Genomic DNA, 18,809 nt, shown 5'->3' with positions numbered 1-18,809 from the left:
GTTGGCGCGGCGCCTGAGCGCACGCGATCCATCAACGATTCGTCAATTTATTTCGACTGATGTAACGCCGCGCGCGCGGCGTCTGCTATCGTTGCGCCGACCTCTCCCTGCTTCTGCCGCTCATGCGTTTCGACGACTCCGCCATTGCCGCGGTCTACCGCGCCATCTTCGAACGGCGCGACATGCGCCACTTCACGCCGGCACCCGTCGATCCGGCCACGCTCGCGCGGCTGCTGCGCGCCGCGCACCACGCGCCGAGCGTCGGCTTCATGCAGCCGTGGCGCTTCATCCGCATCACCGATCCCGCGCTGCGCACCGCGATCCATGCGCTGGTCGAGGCCGAGCGCCGCGCAACCGCCGACGCGCTCGGCGAGCGGCAGGACGAATTCATGCGGCTGAAGGTCGAAGGCGTGCGCGAATGCGGCGAACTGCTGGTCGTCGCGCTGACCGACGACCGCGAGCGCCACGTGTTCGGCCGCCGCACGCTGCCGGAGATGGACCTCGCGTCGGCCGCCTGCGCGATCCAGAACATGTGGCTCGCCGCGCGCGCCGAAGGGCTCGGGATGGGCTGGGTGTCGCTGTTCGATGTCGACGCGCTGCGCACGTTGCTCGGCATGCCGGCCGGCGCGAAGCCGATCGCCGTGCTGTGCGTCGGGCATGTCGACGCGTTCTATGCGAAGCCGATGCTCGAGGAAGAGCGGTGGGCCGCGCGGATGCCGATCGAGGCGTGCCTGTTCGAAAACGGCTGGGATGCGTCGGCGGCCGGGGTCGCCGAGGGCAAGGCAACCTCCGACGCGACCTGCGGATCGTCGCCGTCGCCCGAGGTTGCCGCAGCGGACGACCGCTTCGGCTCGACACCCGCCTGCGCCGTGTCCGACCGCTGACGGGACGCACGAAGCGCGGAACGGCCGCTTCGCCGGTCTTGCTCCGACCCGATATTATGGCTCGCTCTCGCTCTCGCCTTCGCCCTTGCCTTGCCACCGAGCGCTGAGCACCGAGCACCGAGCACCGAGCACCGAGCACCGCCAAATCCCACAGTTTGGGCGCACCTTGGCCGTCACCCGTCGCACGCCGGCAACAACCATTTTGGCCCCGAGCATAGGGGTTTTCACTGAAGTAGAATCGCGGCTGATATCTCCTCGCCTCGCCCCTTCCGCGCATGCCGCGCCGATCTCGGGCCGCGGCCTTTTCCGTAGCCCACCGCGATGCCATTACCTCTTTTCGCCCTTGCCGTCGCCGCATTTGGAATCGGTACCACCGAGTTCGTGATCATGGGGCTGCTGCCCAACGTCGCCCGCGACCTCGGCGTGTCGATCCCGGCCGCCGGGATGCTCGTGTCGGGCTACGCGCTCGGCGTGACGATCGGCGCGCCAATCCTCGCGATCGTCACCGCGAAGATGCCGCGCAAGCGCGCGCTGATGGGCCTGATCGGGCTGTTCATCGCGGGCAACCTGTTCTGCGCGATCGCGCCCGGCTATGCGGTGCTGATGGCCGCGCGGGTCGTCACCGCGTTCTGCCACGGCGCGTTCTTCGGGATCGGCTCGGTGGTCGCGAGCAACCTCGTCGCGCCGAACCGCCGCGCGCAGGCGATCGCGCTGATGTTCACCGGCCTCACGCTCGCGAACGTGCTCGGCGTGCCGCTCGGCACCGCGCTCGGCCAGGCGTACGGCTGGCGCGCGACGTTCTGGGCCGTCACCGGCATCGGCATCGCCGCGGCCGCCGCGCTCGCGGTGTGCCTGCCGAAGCACCTCGCGATGCCCGACACCAGCATCACGCGCGAATTCAGCGTGCTGAAGCACCCGCAGGTGCTGATGGTGCTCGGCATCAGCGTGCTCGCGTCGGCGAGCCTGTTCAGCGTGTTCACGTACATCACGCCGATCCTCGAGGACGTGACGGGCTTCTCGCCGCGCCAGGTCACCTACGTGCTGCTGCTGTTCGGTCTCGGCCTGACCGTCGGCGGCACGCTGGGCGGCAAGCTCGCCGACTGGCGCCGGATGCCGTCGCTGATCGCGACGCTCGCGCTGATCGGCATCGTCCTCGCGCTGTTCGCGGGCACGATGCACCTGCCGTTCGCGGCACTCGCGACGATCTTCGTCTGGGGCATCCTCGCGTTCGCGATCGTGCCGCCGCTGCAGATCCTGATCGTCGATCGCGCGAGCGACGCGCCGAACCTCGCGTCGACGCTGAACCAGGGCGCGTTCAACCTCGGCAACGCGACGGGCGCGTGGCTCGGCGGGATGGCGATCGGATCCGGCGTGTCGCTCGTGAACCTGCCGTGGGTCGGTGCAGCGATGGCGGTCGCTGCACTCGCGCTCACGCTGTGGTCGGCGTCGCTCGAACGCCGCCCGGTGAGTGGGCCGACCGGATACGTATGACGCGCGCGCGGCGGCGACGCGCGGCGGCACGGCGCGCGTCCGCGCCCGCGCACCGCCGCGATCGTTGCGCACGCAACCCCATTCGATCCTGACGGCCTTCATGGACCTTTCAGGGGCCACGGTGTAGCATCGCGGCCGATGAAAGCCATTCTCAATCGTGATTTCCTCGCGCTGATCCTCAGCGTCGCGGTGGTCGGTCTCGGCACCGGCGCCACGATGCCGCTCACCGCGCTCGCCTTGACCGAAGCCGGACACGGCACCAACGTCGTCGGCATGCTGACGGCCGCGCAGGCCCTGGGCGGCCTCGCGATCGTCCCGTTCGTCACCGCGCTCGCACGGCGCATCGGCGCGCGCCGCGCGATTGTCGTGTCGGTCGTGCTGCTCGCCGCGGCCACCGCGCTGATGCAGTTCACGTCGAACCTGATCGTGTGGGGCGCGCTGCGCGTGCTGTGCGGCGCGGCGCTGATGCTGCTGTTCACGATCGGCGAGGCATGGGTCAACCAGCTCGCCGACGACTCGACACGCGGCCGCGTGGTCGCGATCTACGCGACCAATTTCACGCTGTTCCAGATGGCGGGCCCGGTGCTCGTCAGCCAGATCGCCGGCGCGACGCACATCCGCTTCGCGCTGTGCGGCGCGCTGTTCCTGCTCGCGCTGCCGGCGCTCGCGACGATCCGGCGCGCGCCGCTCGCCGGCGACGACGCACATCACGCAGCGCACGACAGCTGGTTCGCCGTGCTGCCGCGCATGCCCGCGCTGATCATCGGCACGGGCTTCTTCGCGCTGTTCGATACGCTCGCGCTGTCGCTGCTGCCGCTCTATGCGATGGATCACGGCGTCGCGAGCGCGACCGCCGTGCTGCTCGCGTCGATCATGCTGTTCGGCGACACTGCGATGCAGTTCCCGATCGGCTGGCTCGCGGACAAGCTCGGCCGCGAACGCGTGCACCTCGGCGCCGGCTGGATCGTGCTCGCAGGCCTGCCGCTGCTGCCGTTCGTGATCGCGAACCCGTGGCTGTGCTGGCCGCTGCTGTTCGTGCTGGGCGCGGCGGCCGGCAGCATCTACACGCTGTCGCTCGTCGCGTGCGGCGAACGCTTTCGCGGCGCGGCGCTCGTCACCGCGAGCTCGCTCGTGTCGGCGTCGTGGAGTGCCGCAAGCTTCGGCGGTCCGCTGGTCGCCGGCGCATTGATGGAGCAACTCGGCAGCAACGCGCTGATCGGCGTGCTGGTCGTCTGCGTCGCCGCGTTCGTCGCGGCAGCGCTGTGGGAACGACGCGCCGCGTTGCAGCGCGCGGTCTGACGTTGGCGTTGGCGTTGGCGTTGGCGGTGGCGTTGATGCTGATGCCGATGCCGATGCTGATGCCGATGCCGATGCCGATGCCGACACCGACGCGCACGCTGGCGCAGACTCAAACACCCTGACACTGAAACGCGTGCGCAGCATCACCCACCCGCACGCATCGGCGCACACGCGCGCCACTCGCCGACAAAACGAAAACGGCCCACTTAATGCGGGCCGCCCTGTCCTTCCGGACTACGCGCTACATGTCGCGCCGCGATCCGTCACGCGCCCCGCGCGGGAAGGATCTTGCCGGCACAGGTGCCGAAGCCGACGCGATAACCATCGCCCTGGCACCACCCGGCGAGCGTGAGCTCGTCGCCGTCCTCGATGAACGCGCGGCTGCCGCCGCCGTTCAGCGCGAGCGGCTCCTTGCCGTTCCACGTCAGTTCGAGCAGGCTGCCGAACGAATCCTTCGTCGGCCCGCTGATCGTGCCCGAACCCATCAGGTCGCCCACGCGCGTGTTGCAGCCTGCGACCGTGTGATGCGCGAGCTGCTGCGCCATCGTCCAGTACATGTGCCTGAAGTTGGTGCGGCAGATCGACGTCGCTTCGGCCGCACCTTCGGCGCGCAGCGTCACTTCGAGCGCGATGTCGAATGCATGCTTGCCCGCGTGCCGCAGATACGCGAGCGGCTGCGGCGACTGTTCGGGCTGCGCGACGCGAAACGGTTCGAGCGCGTCGAGCGTGACGATCCAGGGCGAGATCGTCGTCGCGAAGCCCTTCGAGTTGAACGGGCCGAGCGGCACGTATTCCCACTGCTGGATGTCGCGCGCGCTCCAGTCGTTCAGCAGCACCATCCCGAAGATGTGCGCTTCGGCATCCTCGCACGCGATCGGCTCGCCGAGCGCATTGCCGCGGCCGACGATGAAGCCCGTCTCCAGTTCGATGTCGAGCTTGCGGCACGCGCCGAACACCGGACGCTCCTGGTCGGGCAGCTTCAGCTGCCCGTTCGGGCGCCGCACCGGCGTGCCGCTCACGACCACCGACGATGCTCGGCCGTTGTAGCCGATCGGCATCTCCGACCAGTTCGGCAGCAGCGCATTCTTCGGATCGCGAAACATCGAGCCGACGTTGGTCGCATGCTCCTTCGATGAATAGAAATCGGTGTAGCCGGGAATGTCGACCGGCAGGTGCAGCGTCGCGTCGCGCTGCGCGACGAGCGCTTGCGCGCGCAACGCGGCGTCATCGCGCAGTCGCGCGTCGTCGCGCGAAAACAGCGTCGACAGCTGCACGCGCACGCTGCGCCACGCATCGCGGCCGAGCGCGATGAACGCATTGAGCGTCGGCGCGGCGAACACGTCGGCGCCGGCCGGCAGCGTCACGAGGCCCGCACGCGCGAGCGCGGCGAGGTCGACGATCTGGTCGCCGAGCGCGACGCCCGCGCGGCGCGCCGGTTGCTTCGCATCGCTGAAGATCCCGAACGGCAGGTTCTGGATCGGGAAATCGCAGGCGGGATCGTTCGCCGTCTCGACCCAGCTCTTGCGAGCCGGGTCGAGCGTCGCGCGCCAGTCTTGGGTATCGCTCATCGTTGCTCCGGATTGAAGTGTTTCCTGATGCCTTGCCAGCATTCGAAGTAGTCGGCCTGCAGCTGCGCCGTGTCGAGCGCATAGCGCGTCGGCCGGATCAGCGTGCGGGTTTCGAACATGAACGCCATCGTCGCGTCGACCTTGTGCGGCTTCGTCGTGTCGCTCGCCGACGCCTTCTCGAACGTGTCCGCGTCCGGCCCGTGGCCCGACATGCAGTTGTGCAGGCTCGCGCCGCCCGGCACGAAGCCTTCGGCCTTCGCGTCGTACGCGCCGTGCACGAGCCCCATGAACTCGCTCGCGACGTTGCGGTGGAACCAGGGCGGGCGGAACGTATCCTCGGCCGCGAGCCAGCGTGGCGGGAAGATCACGAAGTCGATCGTGTCGACGCCCGGCGTGTCGCTGGGCGACTGCAGCACGAGGAAGATCGACGGATCGGGATGGTCGAAGCTGATCGAGCCGATCGTGTTGAACAGGCGCAGGTCGTATTTGTACGGCGCGTAGTTGCCGTGCCACGCGACGACGTCGAACGACGAATGGCCGATGTCCGCGCGCCACAGGCGCCCGTTCAGCTTTGCGACCAGCTCGAATGCGCCCTCGCGATCCTCGTACGCGGCCTGCGGCGTGAGGAAATCGCGCGGGTTCGCGAGCCCGTTCGAACCGATGGGGCCGAGGTCAGGCAGGCGCAGCAGCGCGCCGAAGTTCTCGCAGATGTAGCCGCGCGCATCGCCGTCCGGCAGCGCGACGGAAAAACGCACGCCGCGCGGAATCACCGCGATCTCGAACGGCTCGACGTCGAGCCGGCCGAATTCGGTCGCGATGAAGAGCCGCCCCTGCTGCGGCACGATCAGCAGCTCACCGTCGGCGCTATAGAAAAAGCGGTCCTGCATTGAGCGGTTCGCCGCGTACAGGTGGATCGCACAGCCGTTCATCGCGGCCGCCGAACCGTTGCCGGCCATCGTCACGAGCCCTTCGACGAAATCGGTCGGCTCGACCGGCATCGGCAGCGGATCCCAGCGCAGCTGGTTCGGCGGCGTCGGCGGCACGTCGGCCGAGTCGCCGAATTCCGACACGAGCCGCTGCGGGCCCGTGAACGGCTCGAACGGCCGGTGCACGGCCGCCGGCCGGATCCGGTACAGCCACGAGCGGCGGTTGTGGCTGCGCGGTGCGGTAAACGCGGTGCCCGACAGCTGCTCCGCATACAGCCCGTACGGCGCGCGCTGCGGCGAGTTGCGGCCGTGCGGCAGCGCGCCGGGCAGCGCCTCGGTCGCGAATTCGTTCGCGAATCCGCTCAGGTAGCCGGCGGTTGCCGGGTTCGACAGGTCAAGCGTCATCGTTTCCTTTCTCCATCAATTCAAGGCGGCGTTCGGCGCCTGCGCCCCGCTGCGCCGCGTGACGCCGGCCAGGCCCAGCACGAACAGCGCCGAGCACAGCACGGGCACCGCGGCCGCATGGAACAGCGCGCCGTTGGTCCAGTTGAGCGCAATCAGTTGTCCGCCGACGAGCGGCCCGAGCACCGAGCCGATCCGGCCGATACCGAGGCTCCAGCCGATGCCGGTCGAGCGCAGCGACGTCGGGTAATACTGGCCCGCGAGCGCGTTCACGGCCGGCTGCCCGCCGACCACGCAGAACCCGCCCGCGAACACGACGAGCAGCAGCCACGGCAGCGCATGCGCGACCGAGCCGATCAGCCCCACCGACACGGCCGCGCACGCGAAGCACGCGAACAGCACGCGCACGAAACCGTAGCGTTCGATGAACCAGCCGAGCGACAGCGTGCCGATCACGCCGCCCGTCTGCAGCACCGTGCCGACGATCACCGCCGTGCCCGGCGAATAGCCCGCGTCGCGCATCACCGTCGGCAGCCAGTTCGACAGGAAGTACAGGTCGATCAGGTTCATGAAGCTGATCGACCACAGCAGCAGCGTGACCGGCAGGCGGCCATGGCGGAACAGCTCGGCGACCGGGGCGCCGCTCACCGCGCGCTCGCGCACGACGAGGCGCGTGTTCGCGTCGATGCCGGCCTGCGGCGCGAAGCGCGCGAGCCAGTCGCGTGCCTGCGCGTCGCGCCCTTTCAGCACGAGGAACTGCAGCGATTCGGGCAACCGCGCGAACATCGCGAGCGTCAGCACCAGCGGCACCGCGCCGCCGACGAAGAACACCGAGCGCCAGCCGAGCGCCGGAATCAGCGCGGCGCTGATGAAGCCGCCGAGCGCGGCGCCGAGCGTGAAGCCGCACGACACGATCATCATCCGCTTCACGCGATGGGCGGCCGGGCTGAACTCGCCCACCAGCGCCATCGCGTTCGGCATGATGCAGCCGAGGCCGAGGCCCGTGACGAAGCGGAGCGCCATCAGCACCGGGATCGAACCCGCGAACGGCGTCGCGAGCATCGTCACCGCGAAGAACAGCGTCGAGCCGATCAGCACCGGGCGCCGCCCGATCCGGTCGGCCAGCACCGACAACCCGAGCGCGCCGAGCAGCATCCCGAACAGGCTCGCGCTGAACACGGGCCCGAGCGCCTGCTTCGGCACGCCCCATTCGGCGATCACGCTCGGCGCGACATACCCCATCGCCTGCGCATCGAAGCCGTCGATCACGAGACACAGCCCGCACAACACGAGCAGCATCCAGTGAAAGCCCGGGCGATGCGTGTCGTCGATCACGCGCTCGACTTCGAGCACGCGCGCGTCGGCCGGCGCCGCGCTCATTGCGCCGCCTCGGCGGCCGGATGCACGGGCGGCGTCACGCCCTGGCGCGCGAGCGCCATCGCTTCGCGCAGCACGTCGGCGTCGCCGATCTGGTTCGCGAGCAGCAGGATCAGCTTCGCGTTGACGAGCTGGCTGTCGGCGTCCGACAGGTCGCGATGCATGTCGATCAGCGCTTCGTAGAACGCGTCCGGATCGGCCAGGCGCGGGCGGGTGTCGAGTCGGGGCATGACGGGTGTCTCCGGTATCGTTGTCGTAGTCAATGCGCGGTTGCGCGTGCGCAGGTCGCACGCGCCAGTGCGTCGGCGATCGCCTGGCGCTCGAGCGTGCGCATCCGTGCGCAGACGTGCTGGTCGGGACGCAGCAGGTAGAACGTGCCGGGCTTCGCGTCGTAGCGTTGCGCGACGAAACCGTCGACGTCCTCCACGACGTCGACGCCGGCCACCGGTTGCGCATGCCCGGCCGGCACGACCAGCACCGGCCGGACCGGCAGCGCGAGGCCGTCGAGCGCCTGCGCGAGCGCGGCGGCGTCGCCCGGCAGCCCGAACAGCATGCCCGCGAAGCCGTCGCCCAGATGCCGCAGCAGCCAGCCGGACGCACCCTGCGCGCGCACCGGCGCTTCGGCCGCCGCCGCGCCCGGCCGCATCGCGCACGCGAACGCGTCGCCGTTGCGGTCCGGCGTGTTCAGCGGCGAATCGGTCAGCACGGCAGGCACCGACAGGCGGCCGCTGTTCACGAGCTTGCGCGCGAATTCGCAGTCGCGCGCAAGCTTCAGCGTCGCGTCGCGGAACACGCGCGATACCGCGCTCTTCGGCGTGATGAAGTCGGTCGAGCGCGTCGAATTGCGGATATTCTCGTCGGCCGCGAACTCGCGCTCGCTCGCGTAGGTGTCGAGCAGGCGGTCGTGCGCGCGGCCGTCGAGCACGAGCTTCAGCTTCCACGCGAGGTTGTCCGCGTCCTGCACGCCGCTGTTCGCGCCGCGCGCACCGAACGGCGACACGCCGTGCGCGGAATCGCCCGCGAACAGCACGCGGCCATGACGGAACGTGTCCATCCGCTGGCAGCGGAACGTATAGACGCTCACCCATTCGAGCTCGAACTCGACGTCCGGCCCGAGCAGCGCGCGCACGCGCGGGATCACGCGTTCCGGCTGCTTCTCGGCGACCGGATCGGCGTCCCAGCCGAGCTGGAAGTCGATGCGCCACACGTTGTCGGGCTGGCGGTGCAGCAGCACCGACTGGTTGCGGTGGAACGGCGGATCGAACCAGAACCAGCGTTCGGTCGGGAATTCCGCCTTCATCTTCACGTCGGCGATCAGGAAGCGGTCCTTGAACGTGCGGCCGCGGCTCTCGAGGCCCATCGCCGCGCGCATCGGGCTGCGCGAGCCGTCGGCCGCGATCACGTATTGCGCGCGCAGCGTCTCGATCCCTTCCGGCGTCTCGACGGTGAGCGTCGCGTGTTCCGCCGACTGCGTGACACCCGTCACCTTGTGCTTCCAGCGAATCTCGAGGTTGGGCAGCGCGAACGCGCGCTCGGCCAGATAGCCTTCGACGTAGTACTGCTGCAGGTTGATGAACGCGGGACGCGCGTGGCCTTCCTCCGGCAGCAGGTCGAACGCATACAGCTGTTCGTCCTGCAGGAACACCTTGCCGACATGCCAGCTCACGCCCTTGTCGACGAAGCGCTCGCCGCAGCCGAGCCGGTCGAAGATCTCGAGCGTGCGCTTCGCGAAGCAGATCGCGCGCGAGCCCGTCGACAGCGTGTCGTCGTCGTCGAGCAGCACGACCGGCACACCCTGCTGCGCCAGGTCGATCGCGGCCGACAGGCCCACCGGGCCCGCGCCGACGACGATCACCGGGTGGAGGGTCGCGTCATCGCCGGCGGCGCGCGTCGCGCGCGGCCGGTAGTCGAACTTCAGCGTCTGGTAATCGATGCTCATGGTCGCCATCCGCTCCTCAACCCTGCCGTGCGCATGCCGGCGCGCGCAGCGTCGTTCCGCTCATGCCCGTTGCCCGCGGCCGCCGCGGCCCGCCCTGTTCCGTCCACTTCCTGTCAACCGCCACGTCTCGCTCCTTGCTTCCTGTTGATCCGATTCGGGAAACGGCACCGCTGCGGGCGCCCGAACGCCGCTTTTCTTGATCGACGACATATTCTTGGATTTACGAATAGTAAAACCAATTACGAATAGTGAAATCAACGTAAACCCTAGCCGCCCGTTCCGGAACGGGATAACCATATGAGCGAAACGCCAAGCCGAGCCGGGCTCGCGCTGCTAATATCGAGAAATGAGGCGGCCCTTTCGGCCGCCATTTTTTCCTTCCCACGCCGATGATTCCGCCCAACATTCCCGAGCTGGTCGTCCGTGCCGGGCAACTGCCGTATCTGCGGGAACACCTTGCGCTCGCCGAGGGCGGCACCGCGTGCGCCAATCTGCCGGAGCGCACGCTCGCGAGCGCCTATGAACCGATCTACGACGTGACGATGCCCGGCGCGCCGCAATCGACGTCGTTCGCGGACGCGATCGAGCGCTACGGCGACGAACTCGGCTTCCAGGCCGTCACGCTGGTCACGGGCACGCCGCACGACCCGGTCGATTCGGCCGTCGACGACCAGACGCTCGTCGCGATCGACCGGCTGTCGCGCGCGCTGCACGCGATCAACTTCTTCGGCGCGCAACGTCACGGGCTGCTGTTCCTGCGCGTGCACGAACGGCTGCTCAAGAGCGTGAAGTACGACCACGGCAAGCATTTCTCGTCGGTGCTGCAGCGCTTCGGGCTACCGACCGAGCGGATCGTGATCGAGCTGCCGGCGGTCGCGGTCGCGCACAAGACCTTCCTCGGCTACCTGACGCGCAGCTACCAGCATCACGGCTTCAAGGTCGCCGACAAGCTGCCCGACCCGGGCCGGATCCTCGCGGTCGAATCGGAGATGGCGCGGCCCGACTACATCAAGATGGATGCAGGCATCGCGCTGCGCGACGGGATGGTGAAGGCGCTGGTCGCGTATGCGCAGCGCGTGCGGATTCCGCTGATTTTCGACGGCGTCGTCGACGAGACGCAGTGCGAGCTGCTGCGCCAGCACGACGTGCGGTTCATGCAGGGGCCGGTGTTCGCGAAGGTCGTCACGGCCTGATTGGCGGTGTGGCTGCCGGCGCGCGGGAGCAGCCGGCGCGTGGAGCGCGCCGCGCAGGATCGTGGATTCGATTCAGCGAGCGGGTTGCGGTGGGGATCGGGATGTCGGCGCGCCTATTCGCGTGCCCGGACACCCCGGCGACGCGCCGCGCGCAGGGCCCGTTTCAGACCGTCTGCCCGAGCCGCTGCGCGAGCGCCTTCAGCTTCGGCCCGACCTGCGTGCGGAACACGTCCTCGTCCATCGACGACGCAGGCCCGCTGCAGCTCAGGATCAGCCAGCGCCCCTCGCGCGGCTCGCGAAACGGCACGGCTGCCGCGTTCACGTCCATGTGCCACGCGCGGAACGAATAACAGCATCCGCCCGCGGAGAATTCGGCCACCGCGTCCTGTGCGGCCGCGACGAGCGCATCCGCTTCGGCCGCACCGCCCGCCGCCCGGTGCAGATCCGCATAGAGCGCGCGGCGCACGTCCTCCGGCTGCACGGCCAGGTACGCGCGCCCCATCGAGCTCGTCAGCATCGACAGCCGCGAGCCGGGCGCCAGCCCGAGCGTCAGCGCCGTTTCGCTGCGGATCGTCTCCAGATAGATCATGTCGAGCCCGTCCCGGCAGCCGAGCGACACGGCCGCGCCGATCTCGCGCGCGAGCGCCTGCATGTGCGGCCGCGCGAGATCGAGGGTGCCCGAGCCGGACAGCAGCGCGTAGCCGAGCGACAGCACGCCGGCGTCGAGCGCATACTTTCCGAGCGTCTCGTCGTAGCGCAGGTAGCCGAGCACGGTCAGCGTGTAGGCGAGCCGGTTCACCGTCGCCTTCGGCAGCCCGGTGCGCTCCGCGAAGTCGCGATTGCCGAGCATCGTCTCGCCGGGCCGGAATGCGCGCAGCAGGTCGAGCCCGCGCGCGAGCGCAACGACGAACTTGCGTTCGTCGATCGTGGTTTCGTCGATGGTTGAAAGCGTCATCTGATGCTACACTGGGTTCGTTTTGCAAAACATTGTTCCGCACAGCGGAACTTCAGTCAAGCGAACTTTAGACATCGGGCCAGGCGGCGAAGCGCCAACCCGGGGCCGACAGGAGATGAAACGATGGCTGCTGCAACTTTTCATTGGGACGATCCGCTGCTGCTCGACCAGCAACTGACCGAAGAAGAGCGGATGGTGCGCGATGCCGCGCACGCGTACGCGCGGGACAAGCTCGCGCCGCGCGTGACCGAAGCGTTCCGCCACGAGCGCACCGACGCCGAGATCTTCCGCGAGATGGGCGAGATCGGCCTGCTCGGCCCGACGATTCCTGAAGAATACGGCGGCCCCGGTCTCAATTACGTGAGCTACGGGCTGATCGCGCGCGAAGTCGAGCGCGTCGACTCCGGCTACCGCTCGATGATGTCCGTGCAGTCGTCGCTCGTGATGGTGCCGATCCACGAATTCGGCTCGGACGCGCAGAAGCAGAAATACCTGCCGAAGCTCGCGAGCGGCGAATGGATCGGCTGCTTCGGGCTGACCGAGCCGAACCACGGCTCCGACCCGGGCAGCATGGTCACGCGCGCGAAGAAGGTGCCCGGCGGCTATTCGCTGTCCGGCGCGAAGATGTGGATCACCAACTCGCCGATCGCCGACGTGTTCGTCGTGTGGGCGAAACTGGAAGAAAACGGCAAGGACGCGATCCGCGGCTTCATTCTCGAGAAGGGCTGGAAGGGACTGTCGGCGCCGGCGATCCACGGCAAGGTCGGGCTGCGTGCGTCGATCACCGGCGAGATCGTCCTCGACGAGGTGTTCGTGCCCGAAGAGAACCTGATGCCGGACGTGAGCGGCCTGCGCGGCCCGTTCACGTGCCTGAACTCGGCGCGCTACGGGATCGCCTGGGGCGCGCTCGGCGCAGCCGAGTCCTGCTGGCACACCGCGCGCCAGTACGTGCTCGACCGCAAGCAGTTCGGCCGCCCGCTCGCCGCGAACCAGCTGATCCAGAAGAAGCTCGCCGACATGCAGACCGAAATCACGCTTGGCCTGCAAGGCGTGCTGCGTCTCGGCCGGATGAAGGACGAAGGCACGGCGGCCGTCGAGATCACGTCGATCATGAAGCGCAACTCGTGCGGCAAGGCACTCGACATCGCGCGGCTCGCGCGCGACATGCTCGGCGGCAACGGCATCTCGGACGAATTCGGCGTCGCGCGCCACCTCGTGAACCTCGAAGTGGTGAATACGTACGAAGGCACGCACGACATCCATGCGCTGATCCTCGGCCGCGCCCAGACCGGCATCCAGGCATTCTTCTGATCATTCGCCTGCACGGCACGGCGCCCTTCGCGTCGCATCGTCGCCGCTGAAACGACACGGCCCGCCCGGCATCGCTGCCGGGCGGGCCGTTTTCATCGACGCGCGTTCGTCACGCGCCGCCGAGGCGGCAGCCGCTCCTTACTTGTTCGGCTGCGGCGTGAGGCGCAGGTACGGGCGCACGGCGTTGAAGCCCTTCGGGAAGCGTTTCTTCAGCTCTTCCGGATCCTGCAGCGACGGCACGATCACGACGTCGTCGCCGTCCTTCCAGTTGCCGGGCGTCGCGACCTTGTAATTGTCGGTCAGCTGCAGCGAGTCGATCACGCGCAACACTTCGTCGAAGTTACGGCCGGTGCTGGCCGGATAGGTGATGGTGAGCCGCACCTTCTTGTTCGGGTCGATCACGAACAGCGAGCGCACCGTCAGCGTTTCGTTCGCGTTCGGGTGGATCATGTCGTACAGCTGCGAAACCTTGCGGTCCGCGTCGGCGATGATCGGGAAACCGACCACGGTCGACTGCGTTTCGTTGATGTCGTTGATCCAGCCCTTGTGCGATTCGACGCCGTCGACCGACAGCGCGATCACCTTCACGTTGCGTTTCTCGAATTCGCCCTTCAGCTTCGAGGTCAGCCCGAGTTCAGTCGTGCACACCGGCGTGTAATCGGCCGGGTGCGAGAACAGGACACCCCAGCTGTCGCCCAGCCACTCGTGAAACTTGATGGGGCCCAGGCTCGATTCCTGCTCGAAATCCGGTGCGATGTCGCCAAGACGCAGACTCATGATGTTCCCTCCTCGAACGATGCTGGTTGAAACCGCGCGCTGGATGGCGCGGGACAGTCCATCAGCTTACGGGAAGCAATGAGACATGCGAACGATTATTACGTTTGATATTCATACTTTTTTGTCATTTTTGCCGGGTGGCGGCGCGGCACGAATGGCGCCAGGGAAACTTTTCGTATCGTCTGAAGCTCTGTTGACGATTACGAGTCGTTTACCATGCAGTCTTGCACTGCCGCCGTTTATTTGTCCCGGCTCGCCAGCGGGCAGGCGTTTCGCTAGGATGTGAACCTGCAGCATGACAGCATGAAGGGAGTTGCAATGTCGGAAATCAACAAGGAGAAACTGATGTCGGATATCAAAACCGTTCTCGCGGACGCCGAGGATCTGCTCAAGCAAGCGGCGAGCAGCACGGGCGACCGTGCGGCCGAACTGCGCGAAAAAGCCATGTCGCGCCTGAAGCAGGCCAAGGAAAAGGCAACCGACGTCCAGGTCGTGGTGGTCGAGAAAGGCAAGAAGGCCGCGCGCGCGACCGACGACTACGTGCACGAGCATCCGTGGACGTCGATCGGCGTCGCCGCCGGCGTCGGCGTGTTGATCGGCCTGCTGATCAACCGCAAGTAACGCGCTCGGCGCCGTTCCGCCCCATGCGCCGCCCGGTGCGGCACATGGGCGCCGAAGCCGGCCGGCGGTTCGCCGCCGGCCAGCTTTGACCTAGACGCTCACTGCGCGCGCAAGCGCCTTATTCATGACGACAGACACCCACTCGCAGCCGTCCGGCCAGGGACCGTTGCGCCGCTTCGTCGGCTCCGCGATCGGCCTGCTGCAGACGCGCCTCGAACTGGTCGGCATCGAACTCGCCGAGGAGAAGGAACGCCTGATGGGCGTGCTGTTCCTCGGGCTCGCGGCCATGATGCTCGCGACGATGGCGCTCATCAGCCTGACCGTGCTCGTCACGATCGCGTTCTGGGACACCTACCGGTGGCAATCGCTCGCGGTCATCACCGCGCTGTACGCGATCGCCGGTATCGCATGTGCGCTGAAGGCGCGCACGGGCCTGCGCGAGGCGCCGACCGTGTTCGAAGCAACGCTCGCCGAGCTCGAGAAAGACCGCGAGGCTTTCCGCGGCAAGCCGTGAACGCAGTCGCGTTCACCCCTCTCACCTACTTCGCCGACGCGCCATGAGCCAGAACGTCACGGGCCACTCGCCCCGCCCCCATTCGTCGCGATCGAAGTGGAGCGCGTCGCAGCATCGCGCGCTCCGCAAGGAATTGCTGATCCTGCGATCCGAGGTCGAGCGGCTCGAGCTTGCCGAAGCCGCCGCCGAAATGCGCCACGCCGTCACGCGCTTCAGCTGGCTCAAGGTGTTCATCCCCGGCCTGTCGAGCGGCAAGTTGAGCCAGTCCGCCAAGAACCTGAACGCGAACCTCGGCCAGCTCGTCAACCAGTATCCGATGCTGAGTTCGCTCGCGTCGCTCGTGCTGGCGAAACCCATTCGATCGCTGCTGCGCGCGAGCGCGGGCCCCGCGCTGAAGTGGGGCACCGTCGGCTTCGCCGCGTGGGAGTTCTACCGGATCTGGAAACAGTCGCGCGATGAACGCGCAATGGCCGCGAACGACGACTGATAGGCAACGACGGGCGTGCACGGCCATCTGGCGGCGCGCGTTTTCCGTGCGTGAACGTGTGAACGTGTGATCGGGCGATCAGCGCACGCCCCAGCATGTCCGCTCCAGTGTCTCGGACGCTGCGTCGCTCGATCCCGTATTGCCTTTCGTGCCGTCCGAACGCAGCGTGAATGCGCCGCATGCATCGGCACGCATCGGGCCTGCCTCGAGCGGGTTCGCAACGAGTTCGTAGACGACCTGCGCATCGTCGCCGACCGATCGCTTCAACCCCACGCGGTAAATCGCCTGCCCGTCCGGCGGTGCCTGTGCGTATGCGTCCGGCAACGTCTGCGGCGCCGGGCCATCGAGCGTTTCGAGATATTGAGCGGCGCGATACAGCGCGGCAACCGCGGACGCGCGATGCATGCGCGCGACATGTTCGCGATACGACGGGACGCCCCACGCGGCCAGCGCGGCGACGATCGCAAGCACGATCATCAGTTCGAGCAACGTGAACGCCGCCGACCGGCGCAGCAATCCACGCGCTTTCATCGATGCACCGCCGCGACGCGACGCCAGCGCTGCGCCACGATGCGTCCGTCGCGCAGCGCGACCTGGCTCTGCAGCCAGACTACGCTCGACGCATGGCCGCCGACACCGCGCGCGGTGACGAGGTAAGCGCGACTCCCTTGCGGACCGACGCCTCGCCAGGCTTCGATCAGGCAACGCGGCGGCTGGGCCGCCATCGGCCAGGAGGCGAACGGCGCGAATGCATCGTCGATGCCCAGCGCGGGCGTACGCCGCCATGCATCCGGCTCGCCGGGTGATAGCGGTTCGTCCATGTACGGCGCCCCGCCGCGAAGCAATCGCGCGGTACAGGCGGCCAGCGCTGCGTCGGCCGCGTGAAATGCAATCAACCGGTCCGACAATGCACGCGTGCGGCGCGATTCCGTCAGCGCGGATTCGAACCATGTACCGGTCAGCGCGGCGACCGCCGCGCCGACAGCGATCACGGCCGGCAGTGCAAGGCCCGCGTCGCGACGCCAGCCGCGGCTGGCGGATGGAAAGCATGCGCGCGTCGTTCTTCCGCTCAGCATGAGGCCCTCACCGCTTGCTGCGAGTCGACGAACGCGACGGCGCGCCCCCCTTGCGCGGCCGGCCGCGATTCGCATCGCAAGCTCGCCGACGAATCCGGTTGCATGGATCATCGCGCTACCTCGTGGTCCTGCGCCGCGTCGCGGACGGGATCCGCGAATGCGACCGCGGCATTGCGCAACGCGACGATTCGATGCAGCACCAGATGCGCGCGATCGTCCCGCGAAACGGCCGTGCGGCCGTCGCAATCGACATGACGCGCGGGCCCGTCAATCGGTTCGCCACGCGCCCGCACGCATACGTGCACGGCGACGACATCGCGCCAGTCGCCGGCGCCCATCGCCTCCGCGTCGACGAACCGCGCGCCTGCGCGACTCAGGTAACGGACCCGCAGTTGATCGATGCCGGACACGACGGGTTGCGGCGTACCCGGGCGCCCGCTTCCCTCGCAGTACAACTCCGGCTCGCCCGTCGACGGGCTGACATGCGCGTCGAAACGGTTTTCCACGAGCGGCCGCTCACCGGGAGCGCCGACACCCTGCCCGAGACAATCCGACACCTGCGCACCAACCGTCGGCCACGTCGACACGGCATCGCCGACATACCGAACCAGCACCGCATCCGACGCTGCGCGCACGGCTTCGCAGCGCACCTGCGCGCCATCGCCTCGCACGCGCCCCGCGGAACAACCGAACACCGGCGGCAGCGACGATGCCCCTTCGACATCGAGCGGACGAAACCCGGCCATCTGGATCTGCTGGCCGATCAGCATCAGCGCGGTCGCGGCCGCATCGCGCATCCGGAACCCGTCTTCCGCGCGCTGCTGCGCGATGCGCTGAGCGTGGTACAGCGCACCGGCCGCGGCAAGCACGAGCAGGCCGACGGTCATCGCGATCAGCACTTCGAGCAGCGTATGCGCGCGGCTGCGGCGATCAGCGTTCGTCCGCATCGGCATGGGCCTCCCGAAACGGTATCCGCACGCACGACGCCGGCTTGACCGTAGCGCCCGCACCTTCACATCGCGTGGAAGTCGCCGCGTAGGCGTTGGTGTCGCGCCAGCCGACCACCACGTAGCGGACACCGGCCGGCCCATCATCGAGCGTCATCGTGCCGCCGGGCAGCGATGCAGCCGCGAGCGCCGCGATGCCGTCGTCGGCGCCCGTCGCTGCGTGCCGGTGCTCGATGCGAGCGTCGGCCAGCCACAGCGCGCGTTCACGCCAGATCGTCGCCCGCTGCGCGCGCGTCATCGCGAGCTGACTGCCGGCCACGGCCAGCATCACGGTTGCGAGCAACGCGATGGCCAGCACCGCTTCGAGCAGCGACGTGCCGCGCATCGACTTGCGCGCGCACTTCATGCCGCGTCGCAACGACCGGCGACGACGCGTGCCCGACCGCCCGCCGCGATCCGGATGCAGCGCGACACGCGTGCGTCTTCGCCGGGCAGCGCACGCTGCGGACGCAATTCGAAACGCCGGATCCCGCCGATCACCTGGCCTGCCGACGGCGCAAATGCCAGATCGTGCGCCGCGCCCGCGATAGCGACGTCGGCATCGCGCGGATAGCGCCGCAGCACGCGCGACCGCCCGTCGAACTGCCCGCTGACGATCCAGCCGCACGACCATTCCGCCGGATCGCACCGCTCGCCGGGCCGCACGCAGTCGCCATCGCGCCCGGCCCTGCACAGCGTGACACGCACGCCGAGACGCGTCGCCTCGGTGCGCGCGAACGACAGCGCACCAAGCAGCGCGAGCGCGCGGGCCTCCACGCGTTCGCGCATGCGCCACTGATCGAATGCGGGTGCGGCGTAAAGTCCGATCGCGGCTGCCAGCGCGATCGCGACCATCAACTCGACGAGCGTGAAGCCGCCGCATCGCATGCGTTTTTCAACACCCTGCCGGTGCAGTCCCATCGCGATCGCCCTCCGTCAACGTGATGCGTCGACTGTAGCGACGCGAGCGAACGCGCGCCATTAGCCGAACGGCCGACTGGCG

At 68.4% G+C, this 18,809-nt stretch carries 20 protein-coding genes; 8 read left to right on the top strand and 12 right to left on the bottom strand.

Translation table 11 applies throughout. The annotated features are described in order from the left end of the window. Nucleotides 1-122 precede the first annotated feature (122 nt). The 3 genes from bluB (at nt 123) to U5A56_RS01355 (ending at nt 3,674) form a co-directional block, all read left to right on the top strand. Nucleotides 123-884, top strand: a complete 762-nt coding sequence (gene bluB, locus U5A56_RS01365; RefSeq protein ID WP_321920756.1) for a 5,6-dimethylbenzimidazole synthase — start codon at nt 123-125, stop codon at nt 882-884. A 321-nt stretch (nt 885-1,205) separates the two neighbouring features. Then, the gene (locus tag U5A56_RS01360) at nt 1,206-2,375 is read left to right on the top strand and encodes an MFS transporter (RefSeq protein ID WP_124551394.1); all 1,170 of its coding nucleotides are present in this window, start codon (nt 1,206-1,208) and stop codon (nt 2,373-2,375) included. Nucleotides 2,376-2,513: 138 nt separating this feature from the next. Further along, the gene (locus U5A56_RS01355) at nt 2,514-3,674 is read left to right on the top strand and encodes an MFS transporter (protein ID WP_321920755.1); all 1,161 of its coding nucleotides are present in this window, start codon (nt 2,514-2,516) and stop codon (nt 3,672-3,674) included. Nucleotides 3,675-3,937: 263 nt separating this feature from the next. Here the strand turns inward: U5A56_RS01355 and fahA are convergent, their stop codons facing one another. From fahA to U5A56_RS01330, 5 genes are read right to left on the bottom strand one after another with little or no spacing between them, the layout of a single operon-like run. Beyond that, the gene (fahA, locus tag U5A56_RS01350; RefSeq protein ID WP_044844109.1) at nt 3,938-5,242 is read right to left on the bottom strand and encodes a fumarylacetoacetase; all 1,305 of its coding nucleotides are present in this window, start codon (nt 5,240-5,242) and stop codon (nt 3,938-3,940) included. Then, nucleotides 5,239-6,573: a homogentisate 1,2-dioxygenase gene (gene hmgA, locus U5A56_RS01345; protein ID WP_321920754.1), complete on the bottom strand. Its 1,335-nt coding sequence runs from the start codon at nt 6,571-6,573 to the stop codon at nt 5,239-5,241. Before hmgA ends, fahA begins: the two co-directional genes overlap by 4 nt. A 15-nt stretch (nt 6,574-6,588) precedes the next feature. Then, nucleotides 6,589-7,950 carry an MFS transporter gene (locus U5A56_RS01340; RefSeq protein WP_321920753.1) on the bottom strand — a complete coding sequence of 454 codons (1,362 nt, stop codon included), beginning with the start codon at nt 7,948-7,950 and terminating at the stop codon, nt 6,589-6,591. Then, nucleotides 7,947-8,177 carry a DUF2783 domain-containing protein gene (locus tag U5A56_RS01335; RefSeq protein WP_044844106.1) on the bottom strand — a complete coding sequence of 77 codons (231 nt, stop codon included), beginning with the start codon at nt 8,175-8,177 and terminating at the stop codon, nt 7,947-7,949. The genes U5A56_RS01340 and U5A56_RS01335 overlap by 4 nt, the downstream gene beginning before the upstream one ends. A gap of 29 nt (nt 8,178-8,206) precedes the next feature. After that, entirely contained in the window at nt 8,207-9,895 is a 1,689-nt protein-coding gene (locus U5A56_RS01330) for an FAD-dependent oxidoreductase (RefSeq protein ID WP_321920752.1), read from the bottom strand. 380 nt (nt 9,896-10,275) lie between these two features. Between U5A56_RS01330 and U5A56_RS01325 the strand changes: the two genes are divergently transcribed. Beyond that, nucleotides 10,276-11,079, top strand: coding sequence for an EAL domain-containing protein (locus tag U5A56_RS01325; RefSeq protein WP_044844104.1), 804 nt, complete (start codon nt 10,276-10,278; stop codon nt 11,077-11,079). 163 nt (nt 11,080-11,242) lie between these two features. Here U5A56_RS01325 and U5A56_RS01320 read toward each other — a convergent pair whose 3' ends face one another. After that, entirely contained in the window at nt 11,243-12,034 is a 792-nt protein-coding gene (locus U5A56_RS01320; protein WP_321920751.1) for an IclR family transcriptional regulator, read from the bottom strand. Nucleotides 12,035-12,157: 123 nt separating this feature from the next. Here U5A56_RS01320 and U5A56_RS01315 point away from each other — a divergent pair, with 123 nt between their 5' ends. Continuing rightward, nucleotides 12,158-13,345, top strand: a complete 1,188-nt coding sequence (locus U5A56_RS01315) for an acyl-CoA dehydrogenase (protein ID WP_044844102.1) — start codon at nt 12,158-12,160, stop codon at nt 13,343-13,345. A gap of 138 nt (nt 13,346-13,483) precedes the next feature. Here the strand turns inward: U5A56_RS01315 and U5A56_RS01310 are convergent, their stop codons facing one another. Then, on the bottom strand, nt 13,484-14,122 hold the full coding sequence (locus U5A56_RS01310; RefSeq protein WP_034182833.1) for a peroxiredoxin: 639 nt from the start codon (nt 14,120-14,122) through the stop codon (nt 13,484-13,486). Between the two features lie 318 nt (nt 14,123-14,440). On the opposite strand from U5A56_RS01310, the gene U5A56_RS01305 reads away from it, so the two are divergent. The 3 genes from U5A56_RS01305 (at nt 14,441) to U5A56_RS01295 (ending at nt 15,744) form a co-directional block, all read left to right on the top strand. Then, the gene (locus tag U5A56_RS01305; protein WP_006754606.1) at nt 14,441-14,743 is read left to right on the top strand and encodes a DUF883 family protein; all 303 of its coding nucleotides are present in this window, start codon (nt 14,441-14,443) and stop codon (nt 14,741-14,743) included. 124 nt (nt 14,744-14,867) lie between these two features. After that, nucleotides 14,868-15,257 carry a phage holin family protein gene (locus U5A56_RS01300; RefSeq protein WP_044844100.1) on the top strand — a complete coding sequence of 130 codons (390 nt, stop codon included), beginning with the start codon at nt 14,868-14,870 and terminating at the stop codon, nt 15,255-15,257. 43 nt (nt 15,258-15,300) lie between these two features. Next, nucleotides 15,301-15,744, top strand: coding sequence for a DUF3318 domain-containing protein (locus U5A56_RS01295; protein WP_124488708.1), 444 nt, complete (start codon nt 15,301-15,303; stop codon nt 15,742-15,744). Between the two features lie 78 nt (nt 15,745-15,822). On the opposite strand, the gene U5A56_RS01290 is transcribed toward U5A56_RS01295, so the two are convergent. From U5A56_RS01290 to U5A56_RS01270, 5 genes are all read right to left on the bottom strand, one after another. Further along, a complete protein-coding gene (locus U5A56_RS01290) occupies nt 15,823-16,275 on the bottom strand; it encodes a type IV pilin protein (RefSeq protein ID WP_321920750.1) in 453 nt (150 codons plus the stop codon). Further along, nucleotides 16,272-16,820, bottom strand: a complete 549-nt coding sequence (locus tag U5A56_RS01285) for a hypothetical protein (protein ID WP_321920749.1) — start codon at nt 16,818-16,820, stop codon at nt 16,272-16,274. The genes U5A56_RS01290 and U5A56_RS01285 overlap by 4 nt, the downstream gene beginning before the upstream one ends. 107 nt (nt 16,821-16,927) lie before the next feature. Further along, nucleotides 16,928-17,767, bottom strand: a complete 840-nt coding sequence (locus tag U5A56_RS01280) for a PilW family protein (RefSeq protein WP_321920748.1) — start codon at nt 17,765-17,767, stop codon at nt 16,928-16,930. After that, complete coding sequence (locus U5A56_RS01275; RefSeq protein WP_321920747.1) at nt 17,751-18,173, bottom strand: hypothetical protein; 423 nt, start codon at nt 18,171-18,173, stop codon at nt 17,751-17,753. The genes U5A56_RS01280 and U5A56_RS01275 overlap by 17 nt, the downstream gene beginning before the upstream one ends. Continuing rightward, nucleotides 18,170-18,727, bottom strand: coding sequence for a GspH/FimT family pseudopilin (locus U5A56_RS01270; RefSeq protein WP_321920746.1), 558 nt, complete (start codon nt 18,725-18,727; stop codon nt 18,170-18,172). The genes U5A56_RS01275 and U5A56_RS01270 overlap by 4 nt, the downstream gene beginning before the upstream one ends. Between the last annotated feature and the right edge of the window lie 82 nt (nt 18,728-18,809).

The organism is Burkholderia sp. BCC1998 (genome assembly GCF_905339875.1).
Lineage (GTDB): Bacteria > Pseudomonadota > Gammaproteobacteria > Burkholderiales > Burkholderiaceae > Burkholderia.
This window is presented reverse-complemented; position numbering and strand designations above follow the sequence as displayed.